Annotated in this window: 25 protein-coding genes; 15 read left to right on the forward strand and 10 right to left on the reverse strand. The window is 66.7% G+C overall.

Features of this window, described 5'->3' with window-relative positions; translation table 11 throughout:
* Positions 1–16 precede the first annotated feature (16 nt).
* The 4 genes from WFK61_RS15415 (at position 17) to WFK61_RS15430 (ending at position 2,093) form a co-directional block, all read left to right on the forward strand.
* On the forward strand, positions 17–469 hold the full coding sequence (locus WFK61_RS15415) for a DNA polymerase III subunit chi (RefSeq protein ID WP_336812967.1): 453 nt from the start codon (positions 17–19) through the stop codon (positions 467–469).
* Positions 466–876, forward strand: coding sequence for a hypothetical protein (locus tag WFK61_RS15420; RefSeq protein ID WP_336812968.1), 411 nt, complete (start codon positions 466–468; stop codon positions 874–876). Before WFK61_RS15415 ends, WFK61_RS15420 begins: the two co-directional genes overlap by 4 nt.
* 138 nt (positions 877–1,014) lie before the next feature.
* Positions 1,015–1,737: an AzlC family ABC transporter permease gene (locus WFK61_RS15425; protein ID WP_336812969.1), complete on the forward strand. Its 723-nt coding sequence runs from the start codon at positions 1,015–1,017 to the stop codon at positions 1,735–1,737.
* A complete protein-coding gene (locus tag WFK61_RS15430) occupies positions 1,734–2,093 on the forward strand; it encodes an AzlD domain-containing protein (RefSeq protein ID WP_336812970.1) in 360 nt (119 codons plus the stop codon). The genes WFK61_RS15425 and WFK61_RS15430 overlap by 4 nt, the downstream gene beginning before the upstream one ends.
* Here WFK61_RS15430 and WFK61_RS15435 read toward each other — a convergent pair.
* The 7 genes from WFK61_RS15435 to WFK61_RS15465 form a co-directional block, all read right to left on the reverse strand.
* Entirely contained in the window at positions 2,090–2,983 is an 894-nt protein-coding gene (locus WFK61_RS15435) for a sigma-70 family RNA polymerase sigma factor (protein WP_336812971.1), read from the reverse strand. The genes WFK61_RS15430 and WFK61_RS15435 overlap by 4 nt on opposite strands.
* A 19-nt stretch (positions 2,984–3,002) precedes the next feature.
* The gene (locus tag WFK61_RS15440; RefSeq protein ID WP_336812972.1) at positions 3,003–3,473 is read right to left on the reverse strand and encodes a carboxymuconolactone decarboxylase family protein; all 471 of its coding nucleotides are present in this window, start codon (positions 3,471–3,473) and stop codon (positions 3,003–3,005) included.
* 62 nt (positions 3,474–3,535) lie between these two features.
* Entirely contained in the window at positions 3,536–3,964 is a 429-nt protein-coding gene (locus WFK61_RS15445) for an HIT family protein (RefSeq protein WP_336812973.1), read from the reverse strand.
* 89 nt (positions 3,965–4,053) lie between these two features.
* Positions 4,054–4,875 (reverse strand): 2'-5' RNA ligase family protein, encoded by an 822-nt coding sequence (locus tag WFK61_RS15450; RefSeq protein WP_336812974.1) that lies wholly within the window; start codon positions 4,873–4,875, stop codon positions 4,054–4,056.
* A gap of 67 nt (positions 4,876–4,942) precedes the next feature.
* A complete protein-coding gene (locus tag WFK61_RS15455) occupies positions 4,943–6,181 on the reverse strand; it encodes a GNAT family N-acetyltransferase (protein WP_336812975.1) in 1,239 nt (412 codons plus the stop codon).
* Positions 6,178–6,957: a glycerophosphodiester phosphodiesterase family protein gene (locus tag WFK61_RS15460; protein ID WP_336812976.1), complete on the reverse strand. Its 780-nt coding sequence runs from the start codon at positions 6,955–6,957 to the stop codon at positions 6,178–6,180. Before WFK61_RS15460 ends, WFK61_RS15455 begins: the two co-directional genes overlap by 4 nt.
* Positions 6,957–7,430: a RidA family protein gene (locus tag WFK61_RS15465; RefSeq protein ID WP_257731959.1), complete on the reverse strand. Its 474-nt coding sequence runs from the start codon at positions 7,428–7,430 to the stop codon at positions 6,957–6,959. Before WFK61_RS15465 ends, WFK61_RS15460 begins: the two co-directional genes overlap by 1 nt.
* A gap of 195 nt (positions 7,431–7,625) precedes the next feature.
* Here WFK61_RS15465 and WFK61_RS15470 point away from each other — a divergent pair, with 195 nt between their 5' ends.
* Complete coding sequence (locus WFK61_RS15470; protein ID WP_336812977.1) at positions 7,626–8,471, forward strand: cell envelope integrity EipB family protein; 846 nt, start codon at positions 7,626–7,628, stop codon at positions 8,469–8,471.
* Here WFK61_RS15470 and WFK61_RS15475 read toward each other — a convergent pair.
* Together WFK61_RS15475 and WFK61_RS15480 are read right to left on the reverse strand one after the other, a co-directional pair.
* Positions 8,428–9,777, reverse strand: coding sequence for a DNA polymerase IV (locus WFK61_RS15475; protein ID WP_336812978.1), 1,350 nt, complete (start codon positions 9,775–9,777; stop codon positions 8,428–8,430). The genes WFK61_RS15470 and WFK61_RS15475 overlap by 44 nt on opposite strands.
* Complete coding sequence (locus WFK61_RS15480; RefSeq protein WP_336812979.1) at positions 9,774–10,238, reverse strand: DUF3572 domain-containing protein; 465 nt, start codon at positions 10,236–10,238, stop codon at positions 9,774–9,776. The genes WFK61_RS15475 and WFK61_RS15480 overlap by 4 nt, the downstream gene beginning before the upstream one ends.
* On the opposite strand from WFK61_RS15480, the gene WFK61_RS15485 reads away from it, so the two are divergent.
* The 4 genes from WFK61_RS15485 to WFK61_RS15500 all read left to right on the forward strand — a co-directional run bounded on the left by WFK61_RS15485 (position 10,198) and on the right by WFK61_RS15500 (position 14,887).
* Entirely contained in the window at positions 10,198–10,566 is a 369-nt protein-coding gene (locus WFK61_RS15485) for a response regulator (protein WP_047574547.1), read from the forward strand. The genes WFK61_RS15480 and WFK61_RS15485 overlap by 41 nt on opposite strands.
* An 18-nt stretch (positions 10,567–10,584) precedes the next feature.
* Positions 10,585–11,961, forward strand: coding sequence for a PleD family two-component system response regulator (locus WFK61_RS15490; RefSeq protein WP_336812980.1), 1,377 nt, complete (start codon positions 10,585–10,587; stop codon positions 11,959–11,961).
* An 883-nt stretch (positions 11,962–12,844) separates the two neighbouring features.
* A complete protein-coding gene (locus tag WFK61_RS15495) occupies positions 12,845–14,041 on the forward strand; it encodes an ABC transporter substrate-binding protein (protein WP_336812981.1) in 1,197 nt (398 codons plus the stop codon).
* Positions 14,042–14,116: 75 nt separating this feature from the next.
* Positions 14,117–14,887, forward strand: coding sequence for an SDR family NAD(P)-dependent oxidoreductase (locus WFK61_RS15500; protein WP_336812982.1), 771 nt, complete (start codon positions 14,117–14,119; stop codon positions 14,885–14,887).
* A gap of 112 nt (positions 14,888–14,999) precedes the next feature.
* On the opposite strand, the gene WFK61_RS15505 is transcribed toward WFK61_RS15500, so the two are convergent.
* Positions 15,000–16,172: a CaiB/BaiF CoA transferase family protein gene (locus WFK61_RS15505; RefSeq protein ID WP_336812983.1), complete on the reverse strand. Its 1,173-nt coding sequence runs from the start codon at positions 16,170–16,172 to the stop codon at positions 15,000–15,002.
* A 360-nt stretch (positions 16,173–16,532) separates the two neighbouring features.
* Between WFK61_RS15505 and WFK61_RS15510 the strand changes: the two genes are divergently transcribed.
* The 6 genes from WFK61_RS15510 to WFK61_RS15535 all read left to right on the forward strand — a co-directional run bounded on the left by WFK61_RS15510 (position 16,533) and on the right by WFK61_RS15535 (position 24,179).
* Positions 16,533–17,513, forward strand: a complete 981-nt coding sequence (locus tag WFK61_RS15510) for a LysR family transcriptional regulator (RefSeq protein WP_336812984.1) — start codon at positions 16,533–16,535, stop codon at positions 17,511–17,513.
* A 212-nt stretch (positions 17,514–17,725) separates the two neighbouring features.
* The gene (locus WFK61_RS15515) at positions 17,726–18,466 is read left to right on the forward strand and encodes a nitroreductase (protein ID WP_336812985.1); all 741 of its coding nucleotides are present in this window, start codon (positions 17,726–17,728) and stop codon (positions 18,464–18,466) included.
* A 161-nt stretch (positions 18,467–18,627) separates the two neighbouring features.
* A complete protein-coding gene (locus WFK61_RS15520) occupies positions 18,628–20,115 on the forward strand; it encodes an aldehyde dehydrogenase (protein WP_336812986.1) in 1,488 nt (495 codons plus the stop codon).
* 150 nt (positions 20,116–20,265) lie between these two features.
* The gene (locus WFK61_RS15525; RefSeq protein WP_336812987.1) at positions 20,266–21,498 is read left to right on the forward strand and encodes an ABC transporter substrate-binding protein; all 1,233 of its coding nucleotides are present in this window, start codon (positions 20,266–20,268) and stop codon (positions 21,496–21,498) included.
* Between the two features lie 59 nt (positions 21,499–21,557).
* The gene (locus WFK61_RS15530) at positions 21,558–22,628 is read left to right on the forward strand and encodes a zinc-dependent alcohol dehydrogenase family protein (protein ID WP_336812988.1); all 1,071 of its coding nucleotides are present in this window, start codon (positions 21,558–21,560) and stop codon (positions 22,626–22,628) included.
* Between the two features lie 81 nt (positions 22,629–22,709).
* Positions 22,710–24,179: an MmgE/PrpD family protein gene (locus WFK61_RS15535; protein WP_336812989.1), complete on the forward strand. Its 1,470-nt coding sequence runs from the start codon at positions 22,710–22,712 to the stop codon at positions 24,177–24,179.
* Positions 24,180–24,274: the final 95 nt, after the last annotated feature.

The raw sequence follows: 24,274 nt of genomic DNA on the forward strand, positions 1-24,274 counted from the left end.
GGAAACAAGGGTTTCGATGGCTGAAATCCTGTTCTTCCATCTGCAGTCCCGCCCGCTGGAGCAGGTCCTGCCGACGATCCTCGACCGCGCCCTGTCGCGCGGCCAGAAGGTCGTCGTCGAGGTCGGCGGCCAGGAGCGCCTGAGCGTGCTCGACGACCATCTCTGGACCTATGCGGATGAAAGCTTCCTGCCGCATGTCACGGCGCTGGAGGCGGATGCGGCGAGCAATCCGATCGTGCTGACGACGCAGGCGCATAATCCGAACGCCGCACAGGTCCGGATCTGCGCCGATGGAGTTCGCATTCCCGACGCAATGCAGGACTACGAGCGCGTCGTCCTGATATTCGATGGTGACGATCCCGAGGCGCTCGCTGCCGCCCGCGAGGATTGGAAGAAGGCCAGGGCCTCGGGCCATGCCGCCAGCTACTGGCAGCAGGACGACGCCGGCCGCTGGGAGAAGAAAGCGTGAGACTGCCTGTTCTGTTGCTCTGCACCGCGGCCCTTGCGGGTTGTTCGGTCGATATGGGCGGTTTCGCCTTCCAGTCCGAAACGAAAGGCGGCGTCACCACGACGACGACCACGACCGCCAGCGCCGGCATCTCGACACGCGAACCGGTGCTGACCCCGGAAGGCGAATGCAGCGTCGGCGTCTCGCTCGATCCCTCGACCCGACCATTGCCGAAGGAGATCGCGCCCGGCATCACGGAATGCGAATTGCTGAAGCTGAAGGGCGCGCGCCCGACCGACGTGCTCGTCGGCGAGAGCGGCAAGGGCCAGCGCGAGGTCCAGGTGCTCTATTCCGAGCCCGGCGGCCGTGAGATCTACCTCTTCACCGACAACCGCCTGACCCGGATCGTGAAGCCCGGACAGGGTTGAGGGCGCTTCCTGCGCCAGTCGCAGGGCGGGCCGGCTTGCCGGTCTCTAGGCAAGCGCCGCATGCATGAACGATAGAGGAAAGCTTCCGGACCTGCCGGGATCGAGCCTCTTCCTCATGCATCCTCCTGCGACGACCTTATGAGCGTATCCGCCGACTGGAGCTGGCAGCGCGTCGCGCTGGCCGGCATGCGCGATGCGTTGATGCTGCCGGCCTGGATCGTCGGCTTCGGGCTGATCGGGATCGGCTCGCTCGCCCGCGATGTCGGTTATCCCGTCGATGTTGCCGTGCTCTCGACGATTCTGGTCTGGGCCGGCCCGTCGCAGGTGCTGTTCTTCGCTTCGATCGCCGCTGGAGCCGCCTGGAGCGCCATCGCGATCGCGATCGGCTTTGCCTCGTTGCGCTTCCTGCCGATGACCATGGCGATCCTGCCGCTGCTGCGCCGGCCCGGCCAGAGCGTCTGGCAGCAGCTTTTCCTGGCGCATTACGTCGCTGTCACCGCCTGGAGCGAGGGCTTGCGGCGCCTGCCCGGCATCGCTCCGCATCAGCGCGTCGCCTATTTCCTCGGCTTCGCCAATACCTGCATGGCGGTGAGCTCGATCGGTACCTTCGCGGGTTACTACCTGCTCGGCGCGCTGCCGGTTCCCTTCGCCGCCGGCCTGTTGTGCCTGACGCCCATGTTCTTTCTGGTCTCGCTGATCGCTGGCTTGCGCCATCGCGGCGATGTCGCGGCGCTCCTGCTCGGGCTTGCGCTGGCACCGATCTGCGAGCGCTTCATCGGCGGCGGCTTCGACCTGATCGTCGCTGGCCTTGTTGCAGGAACCCTGGCCTTCCTGATCGGACGGAGGCGGAAGCCGGCATGACCCAGCCGATCGCCATGCTCGACGGGCCGCTCTGGCCTTATCTCGCGCTGATGCTGTTCGCCGTGCTGCCGACGGAGATCTGGCGCTGGCTCGCGGTCGGTTTCGCGCGCGGGCTTTCCAACGATTCGCCGCTGCTGGAATGGGTGAGGGCGGTCGCGACCGCGCTGCTCGCTGGCATCGTCGCCAAGCTGATCGTTTCGCCGCCGGGCGTGCTCGCGGCAGCTCCGGGCTGGGTGCGGGTCGCTGCGCTGGCGGCCGCGGCCGCCGTGATGCTGTTCGACAAGCGCCGGATGATGCTCGCGGTGCTCGCCGGCGAAACCGTCCTGATCGTTGGCGTCTGGCTGTTCGCCGGCTAGGCCTCCACCAGCAACCGCCGGACATGGCCGAGCTTGTCGGGGTTGCGGGTGATGTAGATCGCGGCCACGGCCCCGTCGCGGATGTCGAGCGCCATCGCCTGAACCGTTTCGCCCCGCTCCAGGCTGATATAGCCGGGCAGGCCGTTGATCATCACGAACTCATAGCGCGAGGTGGCGCGCGCCTCGCGTTCGACACGGCGGCCGATTCCGGCGAAGAAGCGGCCGATCTTGTCGCTGCCCAGGATCGGGTTCAGCACGGAATTGACCTTGCCGCCGCCATCGGCGCGGAGGATCGCGTCATGGGCCAGCATGCTCTTCAGGATCGTCGCATCGGTGCTGTGGGCGGCTTCGAAGAAGGCTTTCGCATAGAGCCGGGCATCATCGGGCGAGAGCGGGTGGCGCAGGCCGTCCTCCTCGCGCGCATGGCGGCGCGCTCGAGACACCAGCTGCCGGCAGGCGGCTTCGCTGCGCCCGAGCGTCTCCGCGATCTCCGCGAAGGGCAGGTCGAAGACATCGTGCAGCAGGAAGGCGGCGCGCTCCAGTGGCGAGAGCCGCTCCAGCGCGAGCTGGAGCGCATAGGGCACGTCGATCGCCTCATCAGTGCTCGGGGCGGCGCCGATCGTCTCGATCAGGGGCTCCGGCAGCCAGGCGCCGACATAGGTCTCGCGCTTGCGCCGGGCCGATTTCAGCAGGTCGAGGCAGAGCCGGGTCACCACGCGTCCGAGCCAGGCGCGCGGGTTGGCGACCGCCTCGGGTGCGGATTCATGCCAGCGCAGCCACGCATCCTGCACCACATCCTCGGCATCGCTGAGCGAGCCGAGCATGCGGTAGGCGAGACGGGTCAGATAGGACCGGTTGGCCTCGAAAGGGCTGGCAGGCGCGCCCGTCATGCGCGCCGGGTTGGTGTCATCAGGCGGCAGCCTCGCTCTTGCGCGGCCGGTCGGCCGGGTGGCGCGTGCGGAAGCCGACATTGACGCGGTTCCAGGTGTTGATCGCGCCGATCGCGAAGGACAGGTCGACCATGTCCTTCTCGCTGAAATGCTCCTTGAGCTCGGCATAGGCCGCGTCGCTCGGGCTGCGCTCGGAGGCGCGGGTCAGTTCCTCGGTCCAGCGCAGGGCGGCGCGCTCGCGCGGCGTATAGAGCTCGGACTCCTCCCAGGCATTGAGCAGGTTGATGCGCGCCTCGCTCTCGCCGGCCTTGCGCGCGTCGAGCACATGCATGTGCAGACAATAAGCGCAGCGGTTGATCTGCGAGGCGCGGATCTTCACCAGTTCCATCAGGCTGTGCTCGATGGCCGAGTTGTTGATGTAATCCTGCAGGACCAGCATGGCCTTGTAGGCTTCGGGCGCGATCTGGAAGGCGTTGAGGCGTTGGCTCATGATTGTCTCCATCGGTTGATGACGACAAGACGAGGCAGAACGCCTCGCTGTGACATGGCCCGTCAGATTTTTTTCAGGGCCTCGCGGATTTTCTCGGCATTGCTGGCGAGCACCTCGTTCTTCTCCATCGCGCCGGTATGCGGGCGCAGCGCCACGCCGTCGAAACGTGGCATGACATGGACATGGAGATGGAACACGACCTGGCCGCCGGCAGCCTCGTTGAACTGCTGGATGGTGACGCCCTCGGCCGAGAAGGCGGCTTTCACCGCCCGTGCCAGCTTCTGCGTGGACAGCGCCACCGCTTTCAGCGCATCGGCCGGGGCATCGAAGACGTTGCGGCAAGGCGCCTTGGGGATCACCAGCACATGGCCGTCGGCGCGCGGCATGATGTCCATGATCGCCAGCGTCTCGGCATCCTCGTAGACGGTGTGAGAGGGCAGTTCGCCGCGCAGGATCTTGGCGAAGACGTTTGAGGGATCATAGGCGGTCATGGCGGGTCCGGCAGGATCGAAAAGGGTCGGCGCAAGCTGCGGCGCGCCAGCCGGGGCGTCAAGGCCGCGGACCGGCTGCCGGCCCCGCCTCAGGCGCCGAGCGGCAGAACCGTCTCGATATGGGCGTCGAGCACGAGGTCGTCGCTCGCGCCCATCACCTGAAGCTCGCTCACGGTGAGGCGGAGCAGGGACTTGCCCCACCAGCGCGCGACGATCTCGGCCAGCGCGGAGGTCTCCTCGGCATCGAGGTCGTCGGTCAGATTGTAGAGGCCGATGAGCCAGAGATCGCCCGGCACCCGGCCGAAAGCGCCCTGAACCTCCTGCAACGTGTTCTGGCCGTCCCGCTTCTCCGGATAGACCGGCAGATAGAGCCGGCCGCGATTGACGTTGCCGGAGAAGAGCCCGCGCAGTTCGACCGAGAAGGGTTCGATCCGGCGCAGCGCTTCGCGGGTTTCGGCGACAATGGCCGGAGGCTCGGCGAGGCTGAGCGAGCCGCAGACGGTTGCGTGCAAGCGGTCCTGCCGTTTCGGCAGGATGTTCCAGGCGATCTTGTGGGCGAAAGAAGCGGCCTTCAGTTCGCCTTCCAGAGTGAGGAAGGCGGGCGAAGCGCGCAAGGCATCGTCTTCCACCGGCAGAACCAGCGAATAGACCGCCGGGTGGCGTCCCATCTCGTAGAACTTGTCCTCGCGCCGGGCGATGACACCGGGATGCTCAGGCGCGACCAGCGGCAGATGCGCCAGCCGGTAGCTCTCGTCGAGCGTCAGCGGCGTCGTGAGGTCGGTGAGGCTGCGGCGATAGCCGAGTTCGCCATCCTCGCAGAACGATATTGATCGACCCGAGCCCTCATCCTGAGGAGCCGCTCCGTCAGGAGTGGCGTCTCGAAGGATGTTCGCCGAGGCTCTGGAACCCACTGGAACATCCTTCGAGACGCCGCTGCGCGGCTCCTCAGGATGAGGGCTCGCGTGTTTGACGGCTTCGTCAGTCATCGGCGGTGTCCGTCTTGCGGAAGGGGCTTTCGACTGCCAGCGCTTCTCGTGCCGCCGCGATCTGCTCGCGCTCCTGCGCGAGATAGGCGGCGACGGGGCGGCGCAGGCCGGGATCGGCGATCTGGTGCAGCGAGCGGGTGATGACCGGCCGGTAGCCGCGCGCCAGCTTGTGCTCGCCCTGCGCACCGGCCTCGACGCGGGCGAGGCCATGCGCGATCGCATAGTCGATGGCCTGATGGTAGCAGACCTCGAAATGCAGGAAGGGGTGGTCCTCGATGCAGCCCCAGTTGCGGCCGTAGAGCGTGTTGGCGCCGCGGAAGTTGATGGCGCCGGCGATATGGCGCCCGGCGCGTTTCGCCATCACCAGCACGATGCGCTCTCCCATCGCCGCGCCGACTGCCGAGAAGAACGCGCGGTTGAGATAGGGCCGGCCCCATTTGCGCGCCCCGGTATCCTCGTAGAACGAGAAGAAGTCGTCCCAGACCGTCTCGGTGAGATCGTTGCCCGACAGGACATCGATCGTGATCCCGGCCGAAAGCGCCTCGCGCCGCTCGCGCTTCAGCGCCTTGCGCTTGCGCGAGGCCAGCGTCGCCAGGAAATCGTCATAGGTGGCGAAGCCTTCGTTCTGCCAGTGGAATTGCAGGTCGTTGCGCTCGATATAGCCGGCCTGTTTCAGCGCGGCGATATCCGGCTCCTGTGCGAAGGTGACATGGACCGAGGAGGCCTGCGTCTGTCCGCGCAAGGCCTCCAGCCCGCCGATCAAGGCGGCGCGGGCTTCCTCCGCGCGTGGCGTGTCCGCTACCAGCAGGCGGGGGCCAGTGGCCGGGGTGAAGGGCGCCGCGACCTGGAGCTTGGGGTAATAGCGCCCGCCGGCGCGCTCATAGGCGTCGGCCCAGCTGTGGTCGAAGACGTATTCGCCCTGGCTGTGGCTCTTCAGGAAACTGGGTGCCGCCGCCAGGAGCTGGCCGGCCTCGTCCTCGACAAGGAGATAGGCGGGCGACCAGCCGGTGCGGCCGCCGATGCAGCGGCTGTCTTCCAGCGCCATGAGGAATTCATGGCTGACGAAGGGATTGTCCCGGTCCAGCGCTGGGTCGGCAAGTGGCGCAGCGGGCGCCGAGATGGCGTCCGCCAGCGCGTGGGGATTGGCACAGGCATTCCATGCGCCGGCGGGGACGGCCTTGAGAGAGGTCGCGACACGAACGGTGAGATCGCCGTTCCCCGCTTCGCTCAAGGGCGAAAGCCCTCGAAGACCATCTGGTCGGCCATGGCCGCGGCCCGCTGCCGCTCTTCCGACGTGCGCACCGTCCAGCTCATCAGCGGCAAGCCCAACGCGTTGCGGCAGAGATAGGGCGCGGCGCTCTCCAGATCCGTGACCTTCCACGAGATGAAGTCCGGGCGGCTTTCGGTGAAGTGCAGGAGATTGGCGAGCGCATGCTTCCGCTCCGGCGACAGGCTGACATAGTCGCCGTAATCATAGGCGTTCATCGCCACGATGCCGCGCGGAATCTCCGGCGCCAGCTCGCGCAGCGCCGTCACGATATCCGGATCGAAGGACTTGATCACGATCGGGTGACCCTTGTAGCCGGCGACGACCTCCACGGTCCGCTTGGTCAGGGTCAGGTCGCCGTCGAAACGGCTCTTGATCTCGATCACCAGCGGAACGCGCCCGCCGATCAGGTCGAGGAAGGCAGAGAGCGTCAGGATGGGATCGCTCGATCCCTTGAGCGTGATCGCGCCGAGCTCCGCAGCCTTGCGCGAAACGACGGCGCCAGTCGCGCCCGTCAGGCGGTCGAGCACGAAATCGTGGAACACGACCGCCTCGCCATCCGCCGTGAGCTGGACATCGCATTCGATGCCGAAACCGCCTGCGATCGCGGCCGTGGCGGCGGAGGGGCTGTTCTCGATCACGCCGGCGGCGAGATCATGCAGGCCGCGATGGGCGATCGGCCTGGCGACAAGCCAGCCCAGATCGGGCCGGCCGGCATTCTTGATGGACCCTGCGGACATCAGGCGATCTCGAACATCGCTTCGACCTCGACGGCGGCATCGGCCGGCAATTCGGCGACGCCGACGGTCGAGCGGGCATGGCGGCCCTTGTCGCCGAGAACCTCGACCATCAGATCGGAGGCGCCGTTCATGATCGCGGGCAGGGCGGCGAAATGCGGGGCGGCATTGATGAAGCCGCCGAGGCGGACGCAGCGCACGATGCGGCCGAGATCGCCGCCGAGCGCGGCCTTGGCCTGGGCCAGCACGTTGATGGCGCAGAGGCGGGCGGCTTCCAGCCCGGCCTCGTTGAAGATCTCGGCGCCGAGCTTGCCCTTGTGCTTGTCCGCGAGCTTGCCGTCGAGCCCGAAGCAGATCTGGCCCGAGATGATCAGCAGGTTGCCGGTGATCACATAAGGCACGTAATTGGCGATCGGCGCGGCCGGAGACGGCAGCGTGATGCCGAGTTCGGCGAGGCGGGTATCGGCGGCGTTCATGGGCTTGGCTCCGCGAGCGAGGCAGGGTGCCTTCGGGCAGGCCTTTCATGGCCGATGGCCGGGCGGCCCGCAAGCACCGTGGCATGCCGGGCGGGCAGGGCCGATGCGATGCTCGAGAGAGGCGCCATTGCCATGTTTGCGCCATTGCCGCGATGCACCTAGATTTCGCAGAAGGCCATAACGGACAAGCGGCGCATGAACGGAACAGTCTCGAAGCTCGCGGCCCAGGCGAGCGGGGTTTTGACGGGGGCGCTGGTTCTGGCCGCGATGCCGGCCTTTGCGCAGGCGACGTCCGAGCGCGTGGTGCTGGCGCCGCACCGCGCGGTCTACGATCTCGTGCTCGACAGCACCAAGCCATCCGGCAATATCGAGACGGCGAAGGGCCGCATCGCCTTCGAGTTCACCGGCGACGCCTGCGAGGGCTATGCGCTGTCCTTCCGGCAGGTGACGCAGCTCGGCACCGAAGCCGGGCCGCGGCTGATCGATGCCCGCACCACCAGTTTCGAGGCTGGCGACGGCGCGAATTACCGCTTCAAGACCGAAAGCACGGCCGCCGGCGCCAAGCCCGACACGGTCGATGGCACCGCGCAGAAAAGCGATGGCGGCTATGAGGTGAAGCTGCGCCTGCCCAAGGTCGAGACCCATCGCGAGGCGAGCGATGCCCTGTTCCCCAATGCGCAGATGAAGGCCGTGATCCAGGCCGCGCGCGCCGGGCAGAAGACTTTGAGCGTGCGCCTCTATGACGGCGCGAATTCCGGCAAGGAGGTCTATGACACGCTCTCGATCATCGGGAAGCGCATCGAGGCCGCGCCCTCCGAGAAGCCTTTGCAGCGCCCCGAATTCGAGAAGCTGGCGCGCTGGCCGGTGACGATCTCCTATTTCAAGGCGGGCTCCGGCGAATCGACACCCGCCTACAGCATCAATTTCGAGCTCTACGAGAACGGCGTCACCGGCGCGATCCGGCTCGATTACGGCTCGTTTGCGCTGCGCGGCACGCTCACGCGTCTGGATCTTCTTCCTCAGGAGCCTTGCGCGAAGTAGCGGGCTCCGACGAGCGGCGCTGCGGCAGCCGCAGGCTCAAGCCCTTGCCGATCGCCTCGTCGCCGAAGCGGGCGCGCAATTTATCGAGCGCGCCCTCCATCGCTTTCAGGCGCGGCGTTGCCGTGTCGGCGAGGTCGCCATGGTCGGCGGCATCCGGCGGGCTGAAATCGCTCGCGCCGATGCCGATCAGGCGATAATGCGCGCCGTTGCACTCACGCTTCAGCAAATCGCGCCCGGCGGCGAAGAGGCGCGCGGCGAGCTGCGTCGGCTCCGGCAGACGGGCGGCGCGGGTGATGATGTGGAAGTCGGCGGTCTTCAGCTTCAGCGTGATGGTCCGGCCCGCAAGCTCCTGCGCCTTCAGCCGTTTCGAAGTCTTCTCGCAGAGCCGCCACAGGATCGGTTCCAGCTCCTCGAAGCGCGCGAGATCGACGTCGAGCGTGGTTTCGCTTGAGACGCTCTTGGTCTCGCGCTCCGGCGTGACCTGACGCGGGTCGATGCCGTTCGCGAGGTTCTTCAGGCGAGGGCCGTCCTTGCCGGCGAGCTTGAAGAGCTTGTCGACGGGCGCCTCGCGCAGATCGCCGATCAGCTTGAAGCCGCCTTCCGCCAGCCTGGCCACGCCAGCCGGCCCCATGCCGGGAATGAGGCTGATCGGCTTGGTCGCGAGGAAGGCCACGGCTTCGCCCCGCCCGATGATCGAGAAGCCGCGCGGCTTGTCGAGATCGGAGGCGACCTTGGCGAGGAACTTGGCATAGGACAGCCCGACCGAGATGGTGATGCCGAGCTCGGCTTCGACATGCCGGGCGAAGCGCGCCAGCGTCACGGCGGGGCTGGCATGGTGCAGGCGCTCCGTGCCGGAGAGGTCGAGAAAGGCCTCGTCGATCGAGAGCGGCTCGACCAGCGGCGTCAGCTCCCGCATCAGCTGGCGGACCTGACGGCCGACGGCGACATATTTCGCCATGTTCGGCTTGACGACCACCGCCTCGGGGCAGGCCTTCAGCGCCTTGAACATCGGCATGGCCGAGCGCACGCCATAGGTGCGCGCGATATAGCAGCAGGTCGAGACCACGCCGCGCTTGCCGCCGCCGACGATGACCGGCTTGTCCTGCAGGCTCGGATCGTCGCGCTTCTCGATCGTGGCGTAGAAGGCATCGCAATCGATATGGGCGAGGCTCAAGCTGTCGCGCTCGACATGACTGAGCAGGCGCGGCGAACCGCAGGCCGGGCAGCGCTTCGCTGGCCCGGACAAGTCATGATCCGCGAGACAATCGCGGCAGAGCCAGCGCGGCGAGGGCGCGCCCGTGCTCAAGAGAAGTCGTCCGGCTCCGGCCCGGCAAGGACGCGCCTGGCGTCGGCGACGATTTCGGGATTCAGCCTTAAATTTCCGGCAAACTCCAGAAGGAGCGAATCGCTGCTGCCGATATGGTCGAGCACGGCGGCGAGAAAGCCGGGCTCGCCGGCGGCCTGGCGCAGATTGGCGGGGTTGAGGCCGGTCACGCTTAGAAAGGGCTCGATCCGCTCGGGTTCGGAGGCCAGGAAGGCGAGGGCCTGGAGCGCGAGCGCCTCGGCCTCGTCGGTGGTCGGTCGTCGTATCATGGGGGCCTTGAGTCGCGTATCCGGTTTGCGTTTCGTCAACTGCTCGCGTGTTACGCAATCATCGAACGACGCCGCCAATTTGGAAAGCCCGCCATCGGCGTGAGCCTTCCCGGCGCGAATGAAGGGCGGCCCGATGAAGACGGTTCTGATCGTCGAAGACAACGAGCTCAACATGAAGCTCTTCAACGATCTGCTCGAAGCCCATGGCTATGCGACGTTGAAAACGTCGGACGGCATCGAAGCGATCGAACTGGCGCGGACGCATCATCCCGCGCTGATCCTGATGGATATCCAGCTGCCGGAGGTCTCCGGGCTCGAAGTGACCAAGTGGATCAAGGAAGATGACGACCTCAAGGCGATTCCGGTCGTCGCGGTCACGGCCTTCGCGATGAAGGGCGACGAGGAGCGGATCCGGGAGGGCGGCTGCGAGGCCTATCTCTCCAAGCCGATCTCGGTCGCGAAATTCCTGGAGACCGTCCGCACCTATGCCGGCGCGGCCTGAGCCGGCGAAAGCACAGCCATGACTGCCCGCGTCCTCGTCGTCGACGATATTCCCGCCAATGTGAAGCTTCTCGAAGCCAAGCTCTCGGCCGAGTATTTCGACGTGGTCACCGCGACGAACGGGCGTGATGCGATTGCGCTCTGCGAGCGCGGCGAGGTCGATATCGTCCTGCTCGACGTGATGATGCCCGGCATGAACGGCTTCGAGGTCTGCCGGCGGCTCAAGGGCGCGCCCTCGACCGCGCATATCCCCGTCGTCATCGTCACGACGCTCGACCAGCCGCGCGACCGCCTGCAGGGGCTGGATGCCGGCGCCGACGACTTCCTGACCAAGCCACTCGACGATACCGCGCTCTTTGCTCGCGTGCGCAGCCTAGCCCGGCTGAAGGCGATGACCGACGAGTTGCGCAGCCGTGCCGTGGCCTCCGTCCGTCTGGGAATCGCCGACCCGCTCGCCTCGGCGGCGGCCGAGACGGGCCTGAATGGCCGCATCCTTGTGATCGAGGATCGCCCGAGCGCGGCCGAGCGGTTGCAGAACACGCTTTCGGCCTTCCATGCCGTGGAGATCGAGGCCGACGCCCCGCAGGCCGTGATGCGCGCGGCCGAGGGCGATTTCGACGCCGTCGTCATCAGCCTCGGTCTGCAGGGGCAGGACGGCTTGCGCCTGTGCAGTCAGCTGCGCTCGCTGGAGCGCACGCGCGATATTTCCGTGCTGCTCATGGGCGAGATCGAGGATCGCGACCGCATCCTGCGTGGCCTTGAGATCGGCGCGCATGACTTTCTGGTTCGCCCGATCGACCGCAACGAACTGCTGGCGCGCGTGCGCACCCAGGTGCGCCGCAAGCGCTTCACCGAGCGGCTGCGCGACAGCGTGCAATCCTCGATGGAAATGGCGGTGATGGACCAGCTCACCGGGCTGCATAACCGCCGATTCATGGATAACCGGCTCGCCGTGATGTTCGACGAGTCGGCGCTCAGGGCCCGGTCGCTCTCGCTGCTCGTGCTCGATATCGATCATTTCAAGTCGGTCAACGACAGCTGGGGCCATGATGCCGGCGACGAGGTTCTGCGCGAATTCGCCGACCGCGTCCGCGCCTGCACCCGCGGCATCGATCTCGTCGCGCGCATGGGCGGCGAGGAGATTGTCGTTGTGCTGCCCGATACCGGGCGCGATGCTGCCTATCGCGTCGCCGAGCGCATCCGCGAGCGGGTCGAGAGCGCGCCCTTCGCGGTCCAGAGCCATACGCGGGACATCAAGGTGACCGTTTCGGTCGGCGTGTCGAACCGGCGCGCGGGTGACGCATCCTCCGCCGACATGATGAAGCGCGCGGATGACGCGCTCTACCGGGCCAAGGCCAGCGGCCGCAATCGCGTGATCGTCGCCAGCGCGGCGTGAGGCACCAACGCCTCCGCCGCAGGCCTGCAGCGTCATCTTCAAGCTTATTCTTAGGCCGTCGCGGCAAGCTGCTGACGTCGAGCAGTAATGTGCTTCGGCATTTGTGCATGCATCGGAGGCTTTAAGCTTAGCAGGTAGGGTTAACGATCGATGAATGTCGGCGATCGGTCGGATTTGATTGATTCGGATCCGGTGCATTGTAGAGGTTGTGCAACGCAGTGATCACGCAGATCGCTCCCAAATGCCCCTCGGGTGCTCAGGTCCGCCGCATCTCCTGGGAAACCGAAGGGCTCGGCCGGTCGGTGACGGATTTCTGGCCTCCTCAGAACCGCTTCCGACCGGCCACCTTGCGTTGCAGTACGGTGCCTAGCAATTACAAGAGCTTTATTTACCGTTACTAGCTCGCCTTGGCTGCGCGGCTCCGGGACCTCTTCGCGAGCAGCTCGCCGTCGCCAATCCTGATGCCCGGCTCCGGAGCTTCCCTACGAGCGTATGGCCGACGGCGACGCTCCCGGTGAAGGTCACCTTGTCGACACCGCCATGGCACGCCAGCGCCGCGCCGGTCGCGGTCTTGCGCTTGATATCGGGGCGGAATCCTCAGCGATCAAGGAATGGCCTGTATCGGGTGAAAGGAGTTCCGATGGCTGCTTCGCCGGGCGTTCGAAAATATAACTAACAGTTGTTTTGTTATTTCCCGCTCCTACAGTGATGCGCAATGGCGTCTGGAACGTTGGACACGCCGACGTTTTCCCAGGAGAGCGCCTCGTTTCCGGGAGAATGAAACATGGTGCAGATGTCCCGCGCCCGTCCTGAAAAGCAGCCCGTTCCGGGCCCGCTTGCCCGCTGGTGGAGGCGTTGCGAACCGGCCCGATATGGCCTGCTCGTGAGCACCGCGCTCATCGCCTGCGCCGGAACGATGACGTCGCCTGTCTCCGCGCAGGAGAAGAAGGGCGTGAAGATCGGTGTGCTCGGCGCATCGAGCGGCCCCTATGGCGATGTCGGCGGCCACGGCTCCGTGGTGGCCGCGCAGATGGCGATCGCGGATTTCGGCGGCTCGGTCCTGGGCCAACCGATCGAGCTGGTCTCGGCCGATCACCAATCCAAGCCGGATACCGCGGTGACCATCGCGCGCAGTTGGTTCGACGTCGATGGCGTCGATGTCATCACCGATCTCTCGACCTCGCCGGTCGCCATCGCCGTGCAGAAGCTCGCAGCCGACAAGAAGCGCATCACGCTGAATTCGACCGCGTCGACCGATGCGCTCACGAACCATGAGTGCACGGCTTACGGAGCGCACTGGACCTACGACAGCTATTCGATCGGCAAGGTGGTGGCCTCCGGCGTCGCCAAGCCCGGCTCGACCTGGTTCTTCCTGACCGTCGACAATGCCGGCGGAACCGGTCTCCAGAACGCGCTGACGCCGTTCCTGCAGGCCAAGGGGGCGAAGATCGTCGGCGGCGTCCGGCACCCGATCAACACGACCGACATGTCGTCCTTCCTGCTGCAGGCCCAGGCCTCGAAAGCGCAATACATCGCGCTCGCGAACGGCGGCATGGACACGACCACGGCCCTGAAACAGGCGCAGGAATTCGGCCTCTCCCAGAACGGACAGACGCTCGTCGGCACCGCGATCTTCCTGTCGGATGTCAGGGCCATGGGGTTGGCGGATGCCGGCGGCCTGCAGTTCGGCACCGGCTTCGTCAACGATCGGACCCCGGAGGCCGCGGAGTGGTCGCGGCGCTTCATCGAGCGCTTCAAGACCGCGCCCAACGACGTGCATGCCGGCGTCTACTCTTCGATCCTGCACTATCTGAAGGCTGTGAAGGCGGCCGGGACGAAGGATGCCGACGCCGTCATGGCGAAGATGCGAGAGACGCCGGTCAACGACATGTTCGCGACCAACGGCGTCCTGCGGAAGGACGGTCGGATGGTGCACGACATGTATCTCGTCCAGGTCAAGAAGCCGGCGGAATCCAAGGGGCCGAACGACATCGTCAAGCTCGTGCAGACCATTCCCGGCGCGGAGGCGTTTCGCCCCCTGTCCGAGAGCGGCTGCTCGCTGGTCAAGGCTGCCCAGTAACATCGCCTGACCTTGTTTCGACGGGGCGCGCCGCGCTGACGCGCCCCTTTTTCATGACATGAAGGGAGGTCTCGGATGAGACTCGGGGGAAAGCTCGCCATCATCACGGCGGCGGCATCGGGCATGGGCCGCGCCGGCTGCAAGCTCTTCGCGGAGAATGGCGCGACAGTCGCCGCGATCGATATCGACAGGGAGCGGCTCGAACAGGTCGTTGCCGAAATCAAGGCCGCCGGGGGGAGGGCGATCGCGCTCCAGGCCGATCTCTCCAGCCCCGAGGCGTGCAAGGACGTGATGAAGGCGGCCATTGCGGAGCTGGGCGGCCTGGACGTGCTCTGGGCTCATGCCGGCATCCCGGGCCCTGCCGCGGTCGAGGATGTCGATCTCGCCGAGTACCGGCGCGCGATCGATCTCAACATCACCTCGGCCCTGATCTGCGCGGGCGAGGCGGCGCCGGCCATGCGCGCGCGCAATGGCGGAGCGATCGTCTTCACGGCTTCGGTGTCCGGCCTCGTCGGATCGCCGGCGAGCCCGGTCTATTCGGCCGCCAAGTTCGGCGTGGTCGGCCTGGCGAAATCGCTGGCCCAACGTTTCGCGCCGGATGGCATCCGTGTGAATGCCGTCTGCCCCGGTCTGACCGAGACGCCGATGAAGGCGGTCTTCCTCGGGCGCTCCGACGACGACGAAGGACGCGAAAGCCTCGAGCGCCGCGTGATGGCATCGATTCCGCTCGGGCGTGTCGCCCGCCCGGAGGAAATCGCCCATGGCGCGCTCTGGCTGGCGTCGGACGATGCGTCCTATGTCACCGGCGTCGCACTGCCGGTCGATGGCGGTTACACCTCGCGCTGAGCGCTCTCGCCAAAATCGAAAAGCCGGGTGCGTTTCCGCGTGCCCGGCTTTCGGTGTTTCAGGCGATTGATCCCGGCGGCGCGGGGGCAGCCAACGCCCCCCGCTGATAATCTCAGGCGGCGAAGGCGCGGGCGTCCACGCCGGCTGCGATGTCGCCATCGCCGAAGCCGATTTCGCGCAGGATCTCCGCGGTGTGCTCGCCGGGGCGAGGGGCGTTGCTGGTGACCGTACCCGGCGTGCGCGAGAGACGTGGCGCCGGCGCCGGATGCTCGATCCCGTCGATCGCGTGGAACATCGCGCGGGCCTGGAAATGCGGATGCGCCGGCACTTCATCGAGCGACAGCACCGGCGAGACGCAGGCATCGGTGCCCGCGAAAGCGGCTTCCCACTCGGCCCGCGTGCCGCTCGCGATCCTGCCGGCGATCGCTTCTTCCAGGTTCGACCAGCCGGCGCGGTCGTTCTGGGCGGGCAATGCTGCGGCCTCAAGGCCGAGGCGGTCGAGGAAGGCCGCGTAGAACTTGCTCTCGATCGGCCCCACGGCGAGCCAGCCGCCGTCTTGCGTGGGGTAGCAGCGATAATAGGGCGCGCCGCCATCCAGCACGTTCTCGCCGCGCGGATGCAGCGCGCCCGTCTGGCGCATGCCGTGGAACACGGTGAGCAGGCTGGTGACGCCGTCGATCATGGCGGAGTCGATGACCTGTCCCTGTCCCGATTGTTCAGCGGATCGCAGCGCGCAGAGGATGCCGAAGGCCATATAGAGGGCGCCGCCCGCATAGTCGCCGACGAGATTGAGCGGCACGGAGGGGGGGCCTTCCGAGGCTCCCATCATGCCGAGCGCGCCGGCCAGGCCGATATAGTTGATGTCGTGCCCGGCGCGCTGCGCCAGCGGCCCGTCCTGCCCCCAGCCGGTCGCCCGAGCGAAAACCAGTTGCGGCCGCAGGGCGAGGCAGCGCTCGGGACCGAAGCCGAGCCGCTCCATCACCCCGGGCCGGAAACCCTCCAGCAGAACGTCGGCGCGCGCAACGAGGCGCGTGAGCGCCTCGCGACCTTGGGCGGTCTTGAGGTCGAGCGCGATCGAGCGCTTGTTGCGATTGCGCAGGTCATAGGCGGAGGGGATCGCGATACCCAGGCCGGCATCCTCGACGCGCTCGATGCGGATGATGTCGGCTCCCATGTCGCCGAGCAGCATGCCGCAGAATGGTGTCGGGCCGAGCCCAGCCATCTCGACGACGCACACGCCGCTCAAGGGCCCCTTGCCGGCCGTCGCCTGGTCTTTGCCTGGCATGCGCTTCTCCCGCTTCTCGCCGGACGACAGGCAGCCGCTCGCGCGCCCGTTCCAGAGAGGGCGGCGTCTGCCTCGGCATGTCCGGCTTTTGTGCTTGTCCGGTCTTCTAAGCATTCCGGGTTCGGGCTGTCCAAACGCCATAGGCTCGGCCGTCGAGGCCTATAGGCATCGCTTTCAGGTCAGGCGCTGCCGGGCGGCCGGGGTTCCGCCTCGTCTTCGCGGATGCCATTCGCTCGACATGGCGCCGCCCGCGATGTCGGTGGTCGCGCTCGCGCGGGACTGCCGCTAGGATGAGGGCGAGGAAACTCTGGGTTGGCCGGCGTTCAGATCAGGCAATCCGGTCGACAAGGGGGGACAAGAGTGCAAGACGCTGACCATTCGGCGCCCCTGATCGAGCTGCGGGCATTGCTCAACTTCATCATGCTCGCGGAACACGGCTCGCTTTCGGCGGCGGCTAGCGCGCTCGGTCTCACCCAGCCCTCGGTCTCGGAGAACGTAGCCCGGCTGGAGCGCAAGCTTCAGGTCAAGCTCGCCACGCGCGGCCCGCGCGGCGCCGTGCTGACGGAGGCCGGCCGCATGCTCGCGGTTCGCGGCAAGGAGCTGATCAAGCACGCCAACGTCCTGGCGGCGGCCGTCCAGGAATTCGGAGCGGAACCCAGCGGCCGGGTCACCGTCGGTCTTCCGCCGTCCCTTAACGTCTTCCTCAGCGTGCCGCTGGCGGAGACGATCCATGCGGAATTCCCCAGTATCCGCCTCCACATCGCCGAGGCCTCGTCGGGCGACATCCTCGATTGGATCGAGAGCGAGAAATACGATCTCGGCTGCATCTTCGAGGCGGCCAATCCCTCGATCTTCGAGACCGTTCCGATGATGACCGAGGAGCTGTTCTTCGCCGCGGCGGACGACAATCTTCCGGCCGGAGCACAAGCGGGGGAAGGGCGCATCACGCCCGAGATGCTGGCGCAGGTGCCGCTGGTGCTGCCCAGCCATCCGCATGGCTTCCGCCGCATCGTGGAGCGCTATGCCAAAGCCAACAATATCGGCCTGAACGTGGTTCTGGAAATCGATTCCCTGCCGCAGATCGTCGAGATGGTCAGTCGCGCCAGCGCCTATTCGCTGCTGCCGCATTCGGCGCTGACCGGAGCCAGGCCCTCCGGCCCCCTGGCATTGATGCGGCTCGAACCGCCGGCGCACCGGACCGGCTATCTCGTGCGCAAACGCACGCGCTCGGCCTCGAACTCGACGGCCGCGGTGCAGGACGTCATCCTCAAGATCATCGGGGAGCTGGTCGAACGCCACAAGCTCTCCAGCGGCGATATTCCGGTGATCCGGGGCGGTTAGAGGCTCTTGGCGCGGGCTTCCCGCTGCGGCCTTTCCGGCCGGTTCCAATAGCATCAAAGGGCATTCCTATAGCGGCTGGCGGGCCAATTGTTGCCTGCCGGTGGCGGTGTTACTCGATTCAGCGGCGAAGAAAACAACAGCGCCATTGGCCGGATCGCATCCGTGCCGGGCCATAAGCATCGCGTTCGACCCTCGCGGGTCGAGCCGGGAGGATGACCGTGCCGCGGGACGTCACCACGAATGTCGAAGTCCTCAACGGGCTGATGAGCGAGCGCTTCACCTGCCGGGCCTACCGGGCCGAGCAGGTGCCTGAAGCGACGATCCAGGGCATTCTCCAGCTCGCCCGCAACACGGCGTCGTGGTGCAACGTGCAGCCCTGGCAGGTCGTCATCACCTCGGGCGAAGCCACCGATCTCTTTCGTGGCGCACTGATGGACGAAGCCCGCGCGCATCCCGAAGGCGAGCCCGATATTCCATTCCCCCCGGGCTATCACGGCATCTACAAGGCCCGCCGGCAGGAAACCGGCTACCAGCTCTATGCCGCGCTCGGCATCGCTCGCGAGGATCGGGAGCGGCGCCAGGAGCAGAGCTTCGAGAACTTCCGTCTCTTCGGCGCGCCCCATGTCGCGATCGTCTCCGTGCCGGCCGAGATCGGGCCTTATGCCATTGCCGATTGCGGACAGTTCGTCGGCTCGTTCCTGCTCGCGGCGCGCGCTTATGGCGTGGACACCACGCCACAGGCTGCGCTGGCGCAGCATTCGGCGTTCATTCGCGGCCATTTCGAGATACCCGAGACGCAGCGCATCCTGTGCGGCATCTCCTTTGGCTATGCCGACAGGGAGCATCCCGCGAACAGCTTCCGGACCAGGCGTGCCGCTGCCGACGAGATCGCGCGGCTCGTGGGACAGGAGCCGGTCGGCGAAGCAGAAAGCCGCGTGTCGGAAGCCGGCTGAGCGGCAGCTGACGTCAATGGCATAGCTGGCGAGCCGGAGATCGTCGGTGCCGAACCATGTCGATTTCATCTAACAAACGTTAATTAGAAGAATGGGTTGCCCGACTTGCATCGCTACAGGCGGGCGACGGCGCAGCGGGCAGCCAAGGAGAGGAAGCAGCAATGATCTGGGACGGGCCGCAGGATCGCATCTTTGTCGCCGGAGAGTGGGCGCGGCCGCAATCCGGCGATGGTGTCGATGTCATCTCGCCGTTCAGCGAGAAGCCGATCGGCCGCGCGGTCTCGGCGTCGCGGACGGATATCGACAGCGCCGTGGCGGCGGCGCGGGCAGCTCTCGACAGCGGCCCATGGCCGCGCATGCAGCTCGCCGAGCGGATGGCGATCCTTCAGCGCCTGAGCGAGCTGCTGAAGGTGGAACAGGACAGGATCGCCCGGCTGGTCACGGCCGAGATGGGCTGCCCCATCACCCTGTCGCAAGGCATGCAGGCTGCCGGCCCGCGCGTGCTGCTCGACAGCTTTCTTGAGCTCGCGCCGCGCTATCCCTTCACCGAACTGCGCCGCTCGTCGACCGGCAACGGTCTGGTGATCCGCGAGCCGGTCGGCGTCGTCGCGGCGGTGATCCCCTGGAACGCGCCGATGCTGATCGCCATGATCAAGCTGGCGCCGGCCCTGCTCGCCGGCAACACCGTCGTGCTGAAGCCGGCGCTGGAGACGCCGTTCGATTCCTATCTGCTGGCCGAGCTGGCGCAGAAGGCCGGATTGCCGAAGGGCGTGCTCAATGTCGTGCCGGCGGATCGCGAGGTCAGCGAATATCTCTGCCTCCATCCCGGCGTGAACAAGGTGTCGTTCACCGGCTCCTCGGCCGCCGGTCGCAAGCTGGCTTCGTTGTGCGGCCAGGAAATCCGGCGGATCACCCTCGAACTGGGCGGCAAATCGGCCGCGATCGTCCTCGACGATGCCGATATCCCGACGGTCGTCGAGTTTCTCCGGCTGAATTCGCTGCGCAATTCAGGCCAGGTCTGCAGCAACAAGACGCGGATTCTCGTGTCGCGGCGGCGCAGGGACGCCTTCCTCGACGCTTATGCCGCCATGGTCGGCGCCATGCCAGTGGGCGATCCGGCTGACGCGGCCACGCAGATCGGGCCGCTGGTATCGTCCCGCCAGCGCGAGCGCGTCGAGGGATATATCGCCAGGGGCAAGGCCGAGGGGGCTCGCGTCGTCGCCGGGGGCGGCCGCCCGAGAGGTCTGGACAGCGGCTGGTTCGTCGAGCCGACCGTCTTCGCCGATGTCGAGCCCGACGCGACCATCGCCCAGGAGGAAATCTTCGGGCCCGTGGTCAGCGTCCTGACCTATGGCGACGAGGACGAGGCCGTCACGATCGCCAACAACTCGATCTATGGCCTGAACGGCTCCGTCTTCGGCGCCGATGTCGAGCGCGCCGTCGGCCTCGCCAGGCGGATCAGGACGGGCACGGTCGAGATCAACGGCTCGGGCGTCGGATTCCATTCGCCGATCGGCGGCTTCAAGCAATCCGGCATCGGCCGCGAAGCCGGGCTCGAAGGCTTTGACGCCTATGTCGAGCTGAAATCCATCGGCTTGCCGCCGGCCTATGCCGACGCGCTGTCGCAAAGCCTGCCGGCGAGTGGCTGAGGGCGGCGCCAGAGGAGATCCAGAGCTGCGGACGGCGGCGATCGAAGAACCCGGAAAGGGCCGCCTGTCGTCCGAAATGACAATCGAAATCGCAAAACCGGGAGGAAAACCATGCGTCGGAAACTTCAAACGCGACCCCTGCGAGCCACGATGGCCGATCTGGCCGGCAAGACCGCATTGAGTGCGGTGTCGCTCGGCCTGGCTTCTGCGCTGGCTCTGTCCGCGGCAGGAGCCCAGACGGCCAGCGCGCCGGTGAAGATCGGCGTCCTCACCGACATAGCCGGGCCGTTCGCCGATATCGGCGGGCACGGCTCCATTGCCGCCGCCGAGATGGCGGCTGCGGATTTCGGTGGCTCGGTGCTGGGCCGGCCGATCCGCATCCTCTCCGCCGATCCGCAGCTCAAGCCCGATGCCGCCGTCACCATCGCGCGGCAATGGTACGATCAGGAGGGCGTCGGACTGATCGTCGATCTCCCGAACTCGCCAATCGCGCTGGCGGTGCAGGCCCTGGCCACCGAGAAGAAGAAGCTCGCCATCGCGTCCTCGGCCGCGACCGACGCGCTGACCAACCAGCAATGCTCGCCCTATGGCGCGCATTGGGCCTATGACAGCTACTCCGTCGGCAAGACGCTGGCGGCGGCGCTCGGCGCCCCGGATTCGAGCTGGTTCTTCCTGACGGCCGATAATTCCGGCGGCACGGCGCTGCAGGAATCGCTCTCCACCTTCCTCAAGAAGTCGGGCGCGGCGATCCGTGGCACGGTCCGGTTCCCGCCGCATGCCGGCTCGGAGATGTCGTCCTTCATCCTCCAGGCCCAGGCCTCGGGCGCCAAGTTCATTCCGGTCGCCGGCGCCGGCGGCGATCTGCTCAATGTCGTCAAGCAGGCCCGCGAGTTCGATCTCGGGCGCAACGGCCATACCATCGTCGGCACCGCGATCTTCGTCACCGACGTGAAGGCGATGGGGCTCGAGGCTGCGGAGGGGCTGTCCTTCGCGACCGGCTGGGTCGACAACCAGAGCCCGGAGGCGACGGCCTGGTCGAAGCGCTTCTTCGAGCGCCGCAAGGCGATGCCCAACGCGGTCCAGGCCGGCATCTACTCGGCGGTGCTGCACTATCTCAAGGCGATGCAGGCCACTGGCACCGACGACGCGGCGAAGGTCATGGCCAAGATGCAGGAGCTGCCGGTGAACGACATGTTCGCGACCAACGGCGTCCTGCGCAAGGACGGGCGCATGGTGCACGACATGTACCTAGTCCAGGCCAAGAAGCCGTCGGAATCCACCGGGCCGTGGGACCTGGTCAAGATCGTCAAGACGGTGCCCGGCGCCGATGCCTTCCGCCCGGTTTCGGAAAGCGCCTGCCCGCTGCTCAAGAGCGCTCAGTAAGAAGCGTGCCGCGGTCGCGGGCCTGACCTGCGGCCGCGCTATCCGAGGGGAGGACATCGATGCGCGGCGTGATCTTCAAAGGTTCCAGAGAGGTCGAGCTTCTGGATTTCGACGACCCCGTTCCGGGGCCGGGCGAGGCGGTGATCGCGATGAAGGCCTCGGGCCTGTGCGGCAGCGACCTGCATTTCTATCGCAACGGCATGGCCGCGGCGATCGAGGCGATGGGCTTCAAGGACCGGATCGCTGCCAGCGCCGACGGCGAGATCAGGATCATCGCCGGGCATGAGCCCTGCGGCGTGATCGCCGAGCTGGGGCCGGGCGTCGATCCCAAGGCCTTCAAGGTCGGCGACCGCGTCATCGTCTTCCACTACGAAGGCTGCCGGCATTGCGATCATTGCCGCACCGGCTGGTCGCAGCTCTGCGACGATGGTGCGCGGGTCCATGGCGTGATGAGCCATGGCGCCCATGCCGATTACATGAAGGTGCCGGTTTCGACCCTCGTCCATCTCCCGGAGGAGATGTCGTTCAAGGGTGGAGCTGCAGTCGCCTGCGGCACGGGCACGGCCTATGGCGCCCTGCTGCGCCTGAACATCAGCGCGCGCGATACGCTCGCCGTCTACGGGCTTGGGCCGGTTGGGCTTTCGGTCGCGCAGCTCGCGGCGGCGATGGGCGTCGAAGTCATCGGCATCGACATCAATCCCGATCGGGTGGCGCGCGCTGGGGATTTCGGCGTCGCGCATGCGATCGATGCCGGCACGCACGATCCGGTCGAGGAGATATTCAAGCTGACCCGGGGCAGGGGTGTCTCCTGCGCGGCCGAATGTGCCGGCGGGGAAGCCCCGCGCAGCCAGGCGGTCCGCAGCACGCAGACCTGGGGCCGCATCGCCCTGGTGGCTGTTGGCGGCAACGTCACGCTCGACGTGATGAAGGACCTGATCGGCAAACAGCGGACACTGATCGGCTCCTACACCTTCTCCGAGGTCGGCATGAAGGATTGCGCCCGCTTCATCGCCGATCACGGCGTCGAGGTCGACCGGCTCTTCACCGAGGAATGGACGCTCGATCGGGCCGCCGAAGCCTATGCGGATTTCGACAGGCAGGCCGGCGGCAAGGGCGTCTTCCTGTTCTGACGGCCGCGAGGCTCTTCCGGCGGCGCGCGGCATGCGCCCCGCCGAAGAAATGAAACATCAGCGAGAAATGAGGTTGCCGACATGGCTCAGACATCTTCGCAACGCTCCCTGGAGCAGGCGGTCGCCCAGTTCGTGACCGGGTTCGATCTTGGCCAATTGACGCCGGGTGCCCTCGACGGGGTCAAGCGGCTGATGGAGGATCAGCTCGGTTTGCAGGTCGGCTGCTCGCGCCTGCCCTGGTGCGGCCAGGTCGAGCAATATGCCCTGGCGCAGAGCCGGCCGGGGCGCTCGCGGATCATGGCGAGCGACCGGCTGGTCAGCGCAATCGACGCGGCTTTCGTCAACGCGACCTTCGGCCATTCCTTCGAATATGACGATGCCCACCGGCAGAGCGCGAGCCATCCGGGCTCCTGCGTCGTCTCCTCGGCATTGGCCGTCGCGGAGGAACTTGGTGCGACGCTGGACGAGGTCGTGGCGGCGATCGTCGTCGGCTACGAAGTCTATACGCGCCTCGGCTGCCTCGCGGCGCCGGACTTGCTGACCCGTGGCTTCCATCCGCACGCGATCCTCTCCACCTTCGGCGCGGCTGCGGTGACGGCCAGGCTCAGGGGCTTCGACGAGCGCACGACCGGGCATGCCCTGGCTATCGCGATGAGCCACGCTTCCGGCACGACGGAATACACCTCCTCGGGCGGCTCGGTGAAGCGGGTGCATTCCGGCATCGGCACGCGCAGCGGCATCGTCGCGGCCGACATGGCGAGCGCCGGCATCACCGGCCCGCTCGACTACCTGACCGGCCCGAAGGGCTTCTACCGCACCTTCCTGCAGCGGCCGGTCGCCAGCGACGCACTGTCGTGGTTCGAGCCTTCGGCGCCGTTCCAGATCGAGAAGGTCTGGATCAAGCCGCATCTCTGCTGCGGCTGCATCCACGCCTATATCGATGCCGCCCGGCAATTGCGCGACCGTGCCGGCGATATCACCGGCCTCACAATCAGGATCCAGAGCTCGGCCAATACCGTCGTCGGCACCAAGAACATCCACGCCTATGCGCCGGAGACGATCGAGCATGTGCAGTACAGCCTGCCGGTGCAGATGGCCTTCACGCTGCTCGGCCTCGGCAATGGCTATCTGGTCCATCTCGGCTATCTCGACGGCAAGCTCGACCTCAGCCCCGACGGGCAGATCCTGAAGACCGCCCGGATGATCGAGATCATCGAAGATCCGGAGCTCGACAAGCGCTACCCCGGCAAGTTCGTGGCCGATGTCACCGCGACTTTTCGCGACGGCACATCGCAGCATGTCTTCGTCGAGGATTCGGCCGGGACGGTCGAGAATCCGATGTCGCAGAAGATGCTCGACGAGAAGTTCAGCGAGATCGCCGCGGCTGTCCTCGACGAGGGCAGGGTGGCGGCGTTCCTCAAGGGGATCAAGGCGCTTGACGGGCGTGCCAGTGCCGCGTCGCTGACCGCGCTGTCCTCGCCTTCGGGCGGGAGCCGGGAGGCCGGCCGCCGCGAGCCGGAAATGGCCATAGGCAAAGCCTTGAGCCAGTAGAGGGGGCTCCCGGATTACCCGGTTCTCAAACACTCGTTAGAGTCAGACGCAACGCTACACAAAACGAGCGCCTTGCCTGCCGATCAGCGCAGGCC

The sequence above is a fragment of the Allobosea sp. MMO-172 genome, assembly GCF_037147855.1.
Taxonomy (GTDB): Bacteria; Pseudomonadota; Alphaproteobacteria; order Rhizobiales; family Beijerinckiaceae; genus Allobosea.

Excerpts from the sequence above, each read along its gene's own strand:
- WFK61_RS15485 (WP_047574547.1), top strand. The coding sequence starts at position 10,198 with ATGAAGACGGTTCTGATCGTCGAAGACAACGAGCTCAACATGAAGCTC.
- WFK61_RS15470 (WP_336812977.1), top strand. The coding sequence starts at position 7,626 with ATGAACGGAACAGTCTCGAAGCTCGCGGCCCAGGCGAGCGGGGTTTTG.
- WFK61_RS15500 (WP_336812982.1), top strand. The coding sequence starts at position 14,117 with ATGAGACTCGGGGGAAAGCTCGCCATCATCACGGCGGCGGCATCGGGC.
- WFK61_RS15415 (WP_336812967.1), top strand. The coding sequence starts at position 17 with ATGGCTGAAATCCTGTTCTTCCATCTGCAGTCCCGCCCGCTGGAGCAG.
- WFK61_RS15445 (WP_336812973.1), bottom strand. The coding sequence starts at position 3,964 with ATGACCGCCTATGATCCCTCAAACGTCTTCGCCAAGATCCTGCGCGGC.
- WFK61_RS15480 (WP_336812979.1), bottom strand. The coding sequence starts at position 10,238 with ATGTTGAGCTCGTTGTCTTCGACGATCAGAACCGTCTTCATCGGGCCG.
- WFK61_RS15465 (WP_257731959.1), bottom strand. The coding sequence starts at position 7,430 with ATGAACGCCGCCGATACCCGCCTCGCCGAACTCGGCATCACGCTGCCG.
- WFK61_RS15535 (WP_336812989.1), top strand. The coding sequence starts at position 22,710 with ATGGCTCAGACATCTTCGCAACGCTCCCTGGAGCAGGCGGTCGCCCAG.
- WFK61_RS15430 (WP_336812970.1), top strand. The coding sequence starts at position 1,734 with ATGACCCAGCCGATCGCCATGCTCGACGGGCCGCTCTGGCCTTATCTC.
- WFK61_RS15505 (WP_336812983.1), bottom strand. The coding sequence starts at position 16,172 with ATGCCAGGCAAAGACCAGGCGACGGCCGGCAAGGGGCCCTTGAGCGGC.
- WFK61_RS15425 (WP_336812969.1), top strand. The coding sequence starts at position 1,015 with ATGAGCGTATCCGCCGACTGGAGCTGGCAGCGCGTCGCGCTGGCCGGC.
- WFK61_RS15440 (WP_336812972.1), bottom strand. The coding sequence starts at position 3,473 with ATGAGCCAACGCCTCAACGCCTTCCAGATCGCGCCCGAAGCCTACAAG.
- WFK61_RS15530 (WP_336812988.1), top strand. The coding sequence starts at position 21,558 with ATGCGCGGCGTGATCTTCAAAGGTTCCAGAGAGGTCGAGCTTCTGGAT.
- WFK61_RS15525 (WP_336812987.1), top strand. The coding sequence starts at position 20,266 with ATGGCCGATCTGGCCGGCAAGACCGCATTGAGTGCGGTGTCGCTCGGC.
- WFK61_RS15435 (WP_336812971.1), bottom strand. The coding sequence starts at position 2,983 with ATGACGGGCGCGCCTGCCAGCCCTTTCGAGGCCAACCGGTCCTATCTG.
- WFK61_RS15520 (WP_336812986.1), top strand. The coding sequence starts at position 18,628 with ATGATCTGGGACGGGCCGCAGGATCGCATCTTTGTCGCCGGAGAGTGG.
- WFK61_RS15515 (WP_336812985.1), top strand. The coding sequence starts at position 17,726 with ATGACCGTGCCGCGGGACGTCACCACGAATGTCGAAGTCCTCAACGGG.
- WFK61_RS15490 (WP_336812980.1), top strand. The coding sequence starts at position 10,585 with ATGACTGCCCGCGTCCTCGTCGTCGACGATATTCCCGCCAATGTGAAG.
- WFK61_RS15460 (WP_336812976.1), bottom strand. The coding sequence starts at position 6,957 with ATGTCCGCAGGGTCCATCAAGAATGCCGGCCGGCCCGATCTGGGCTGG.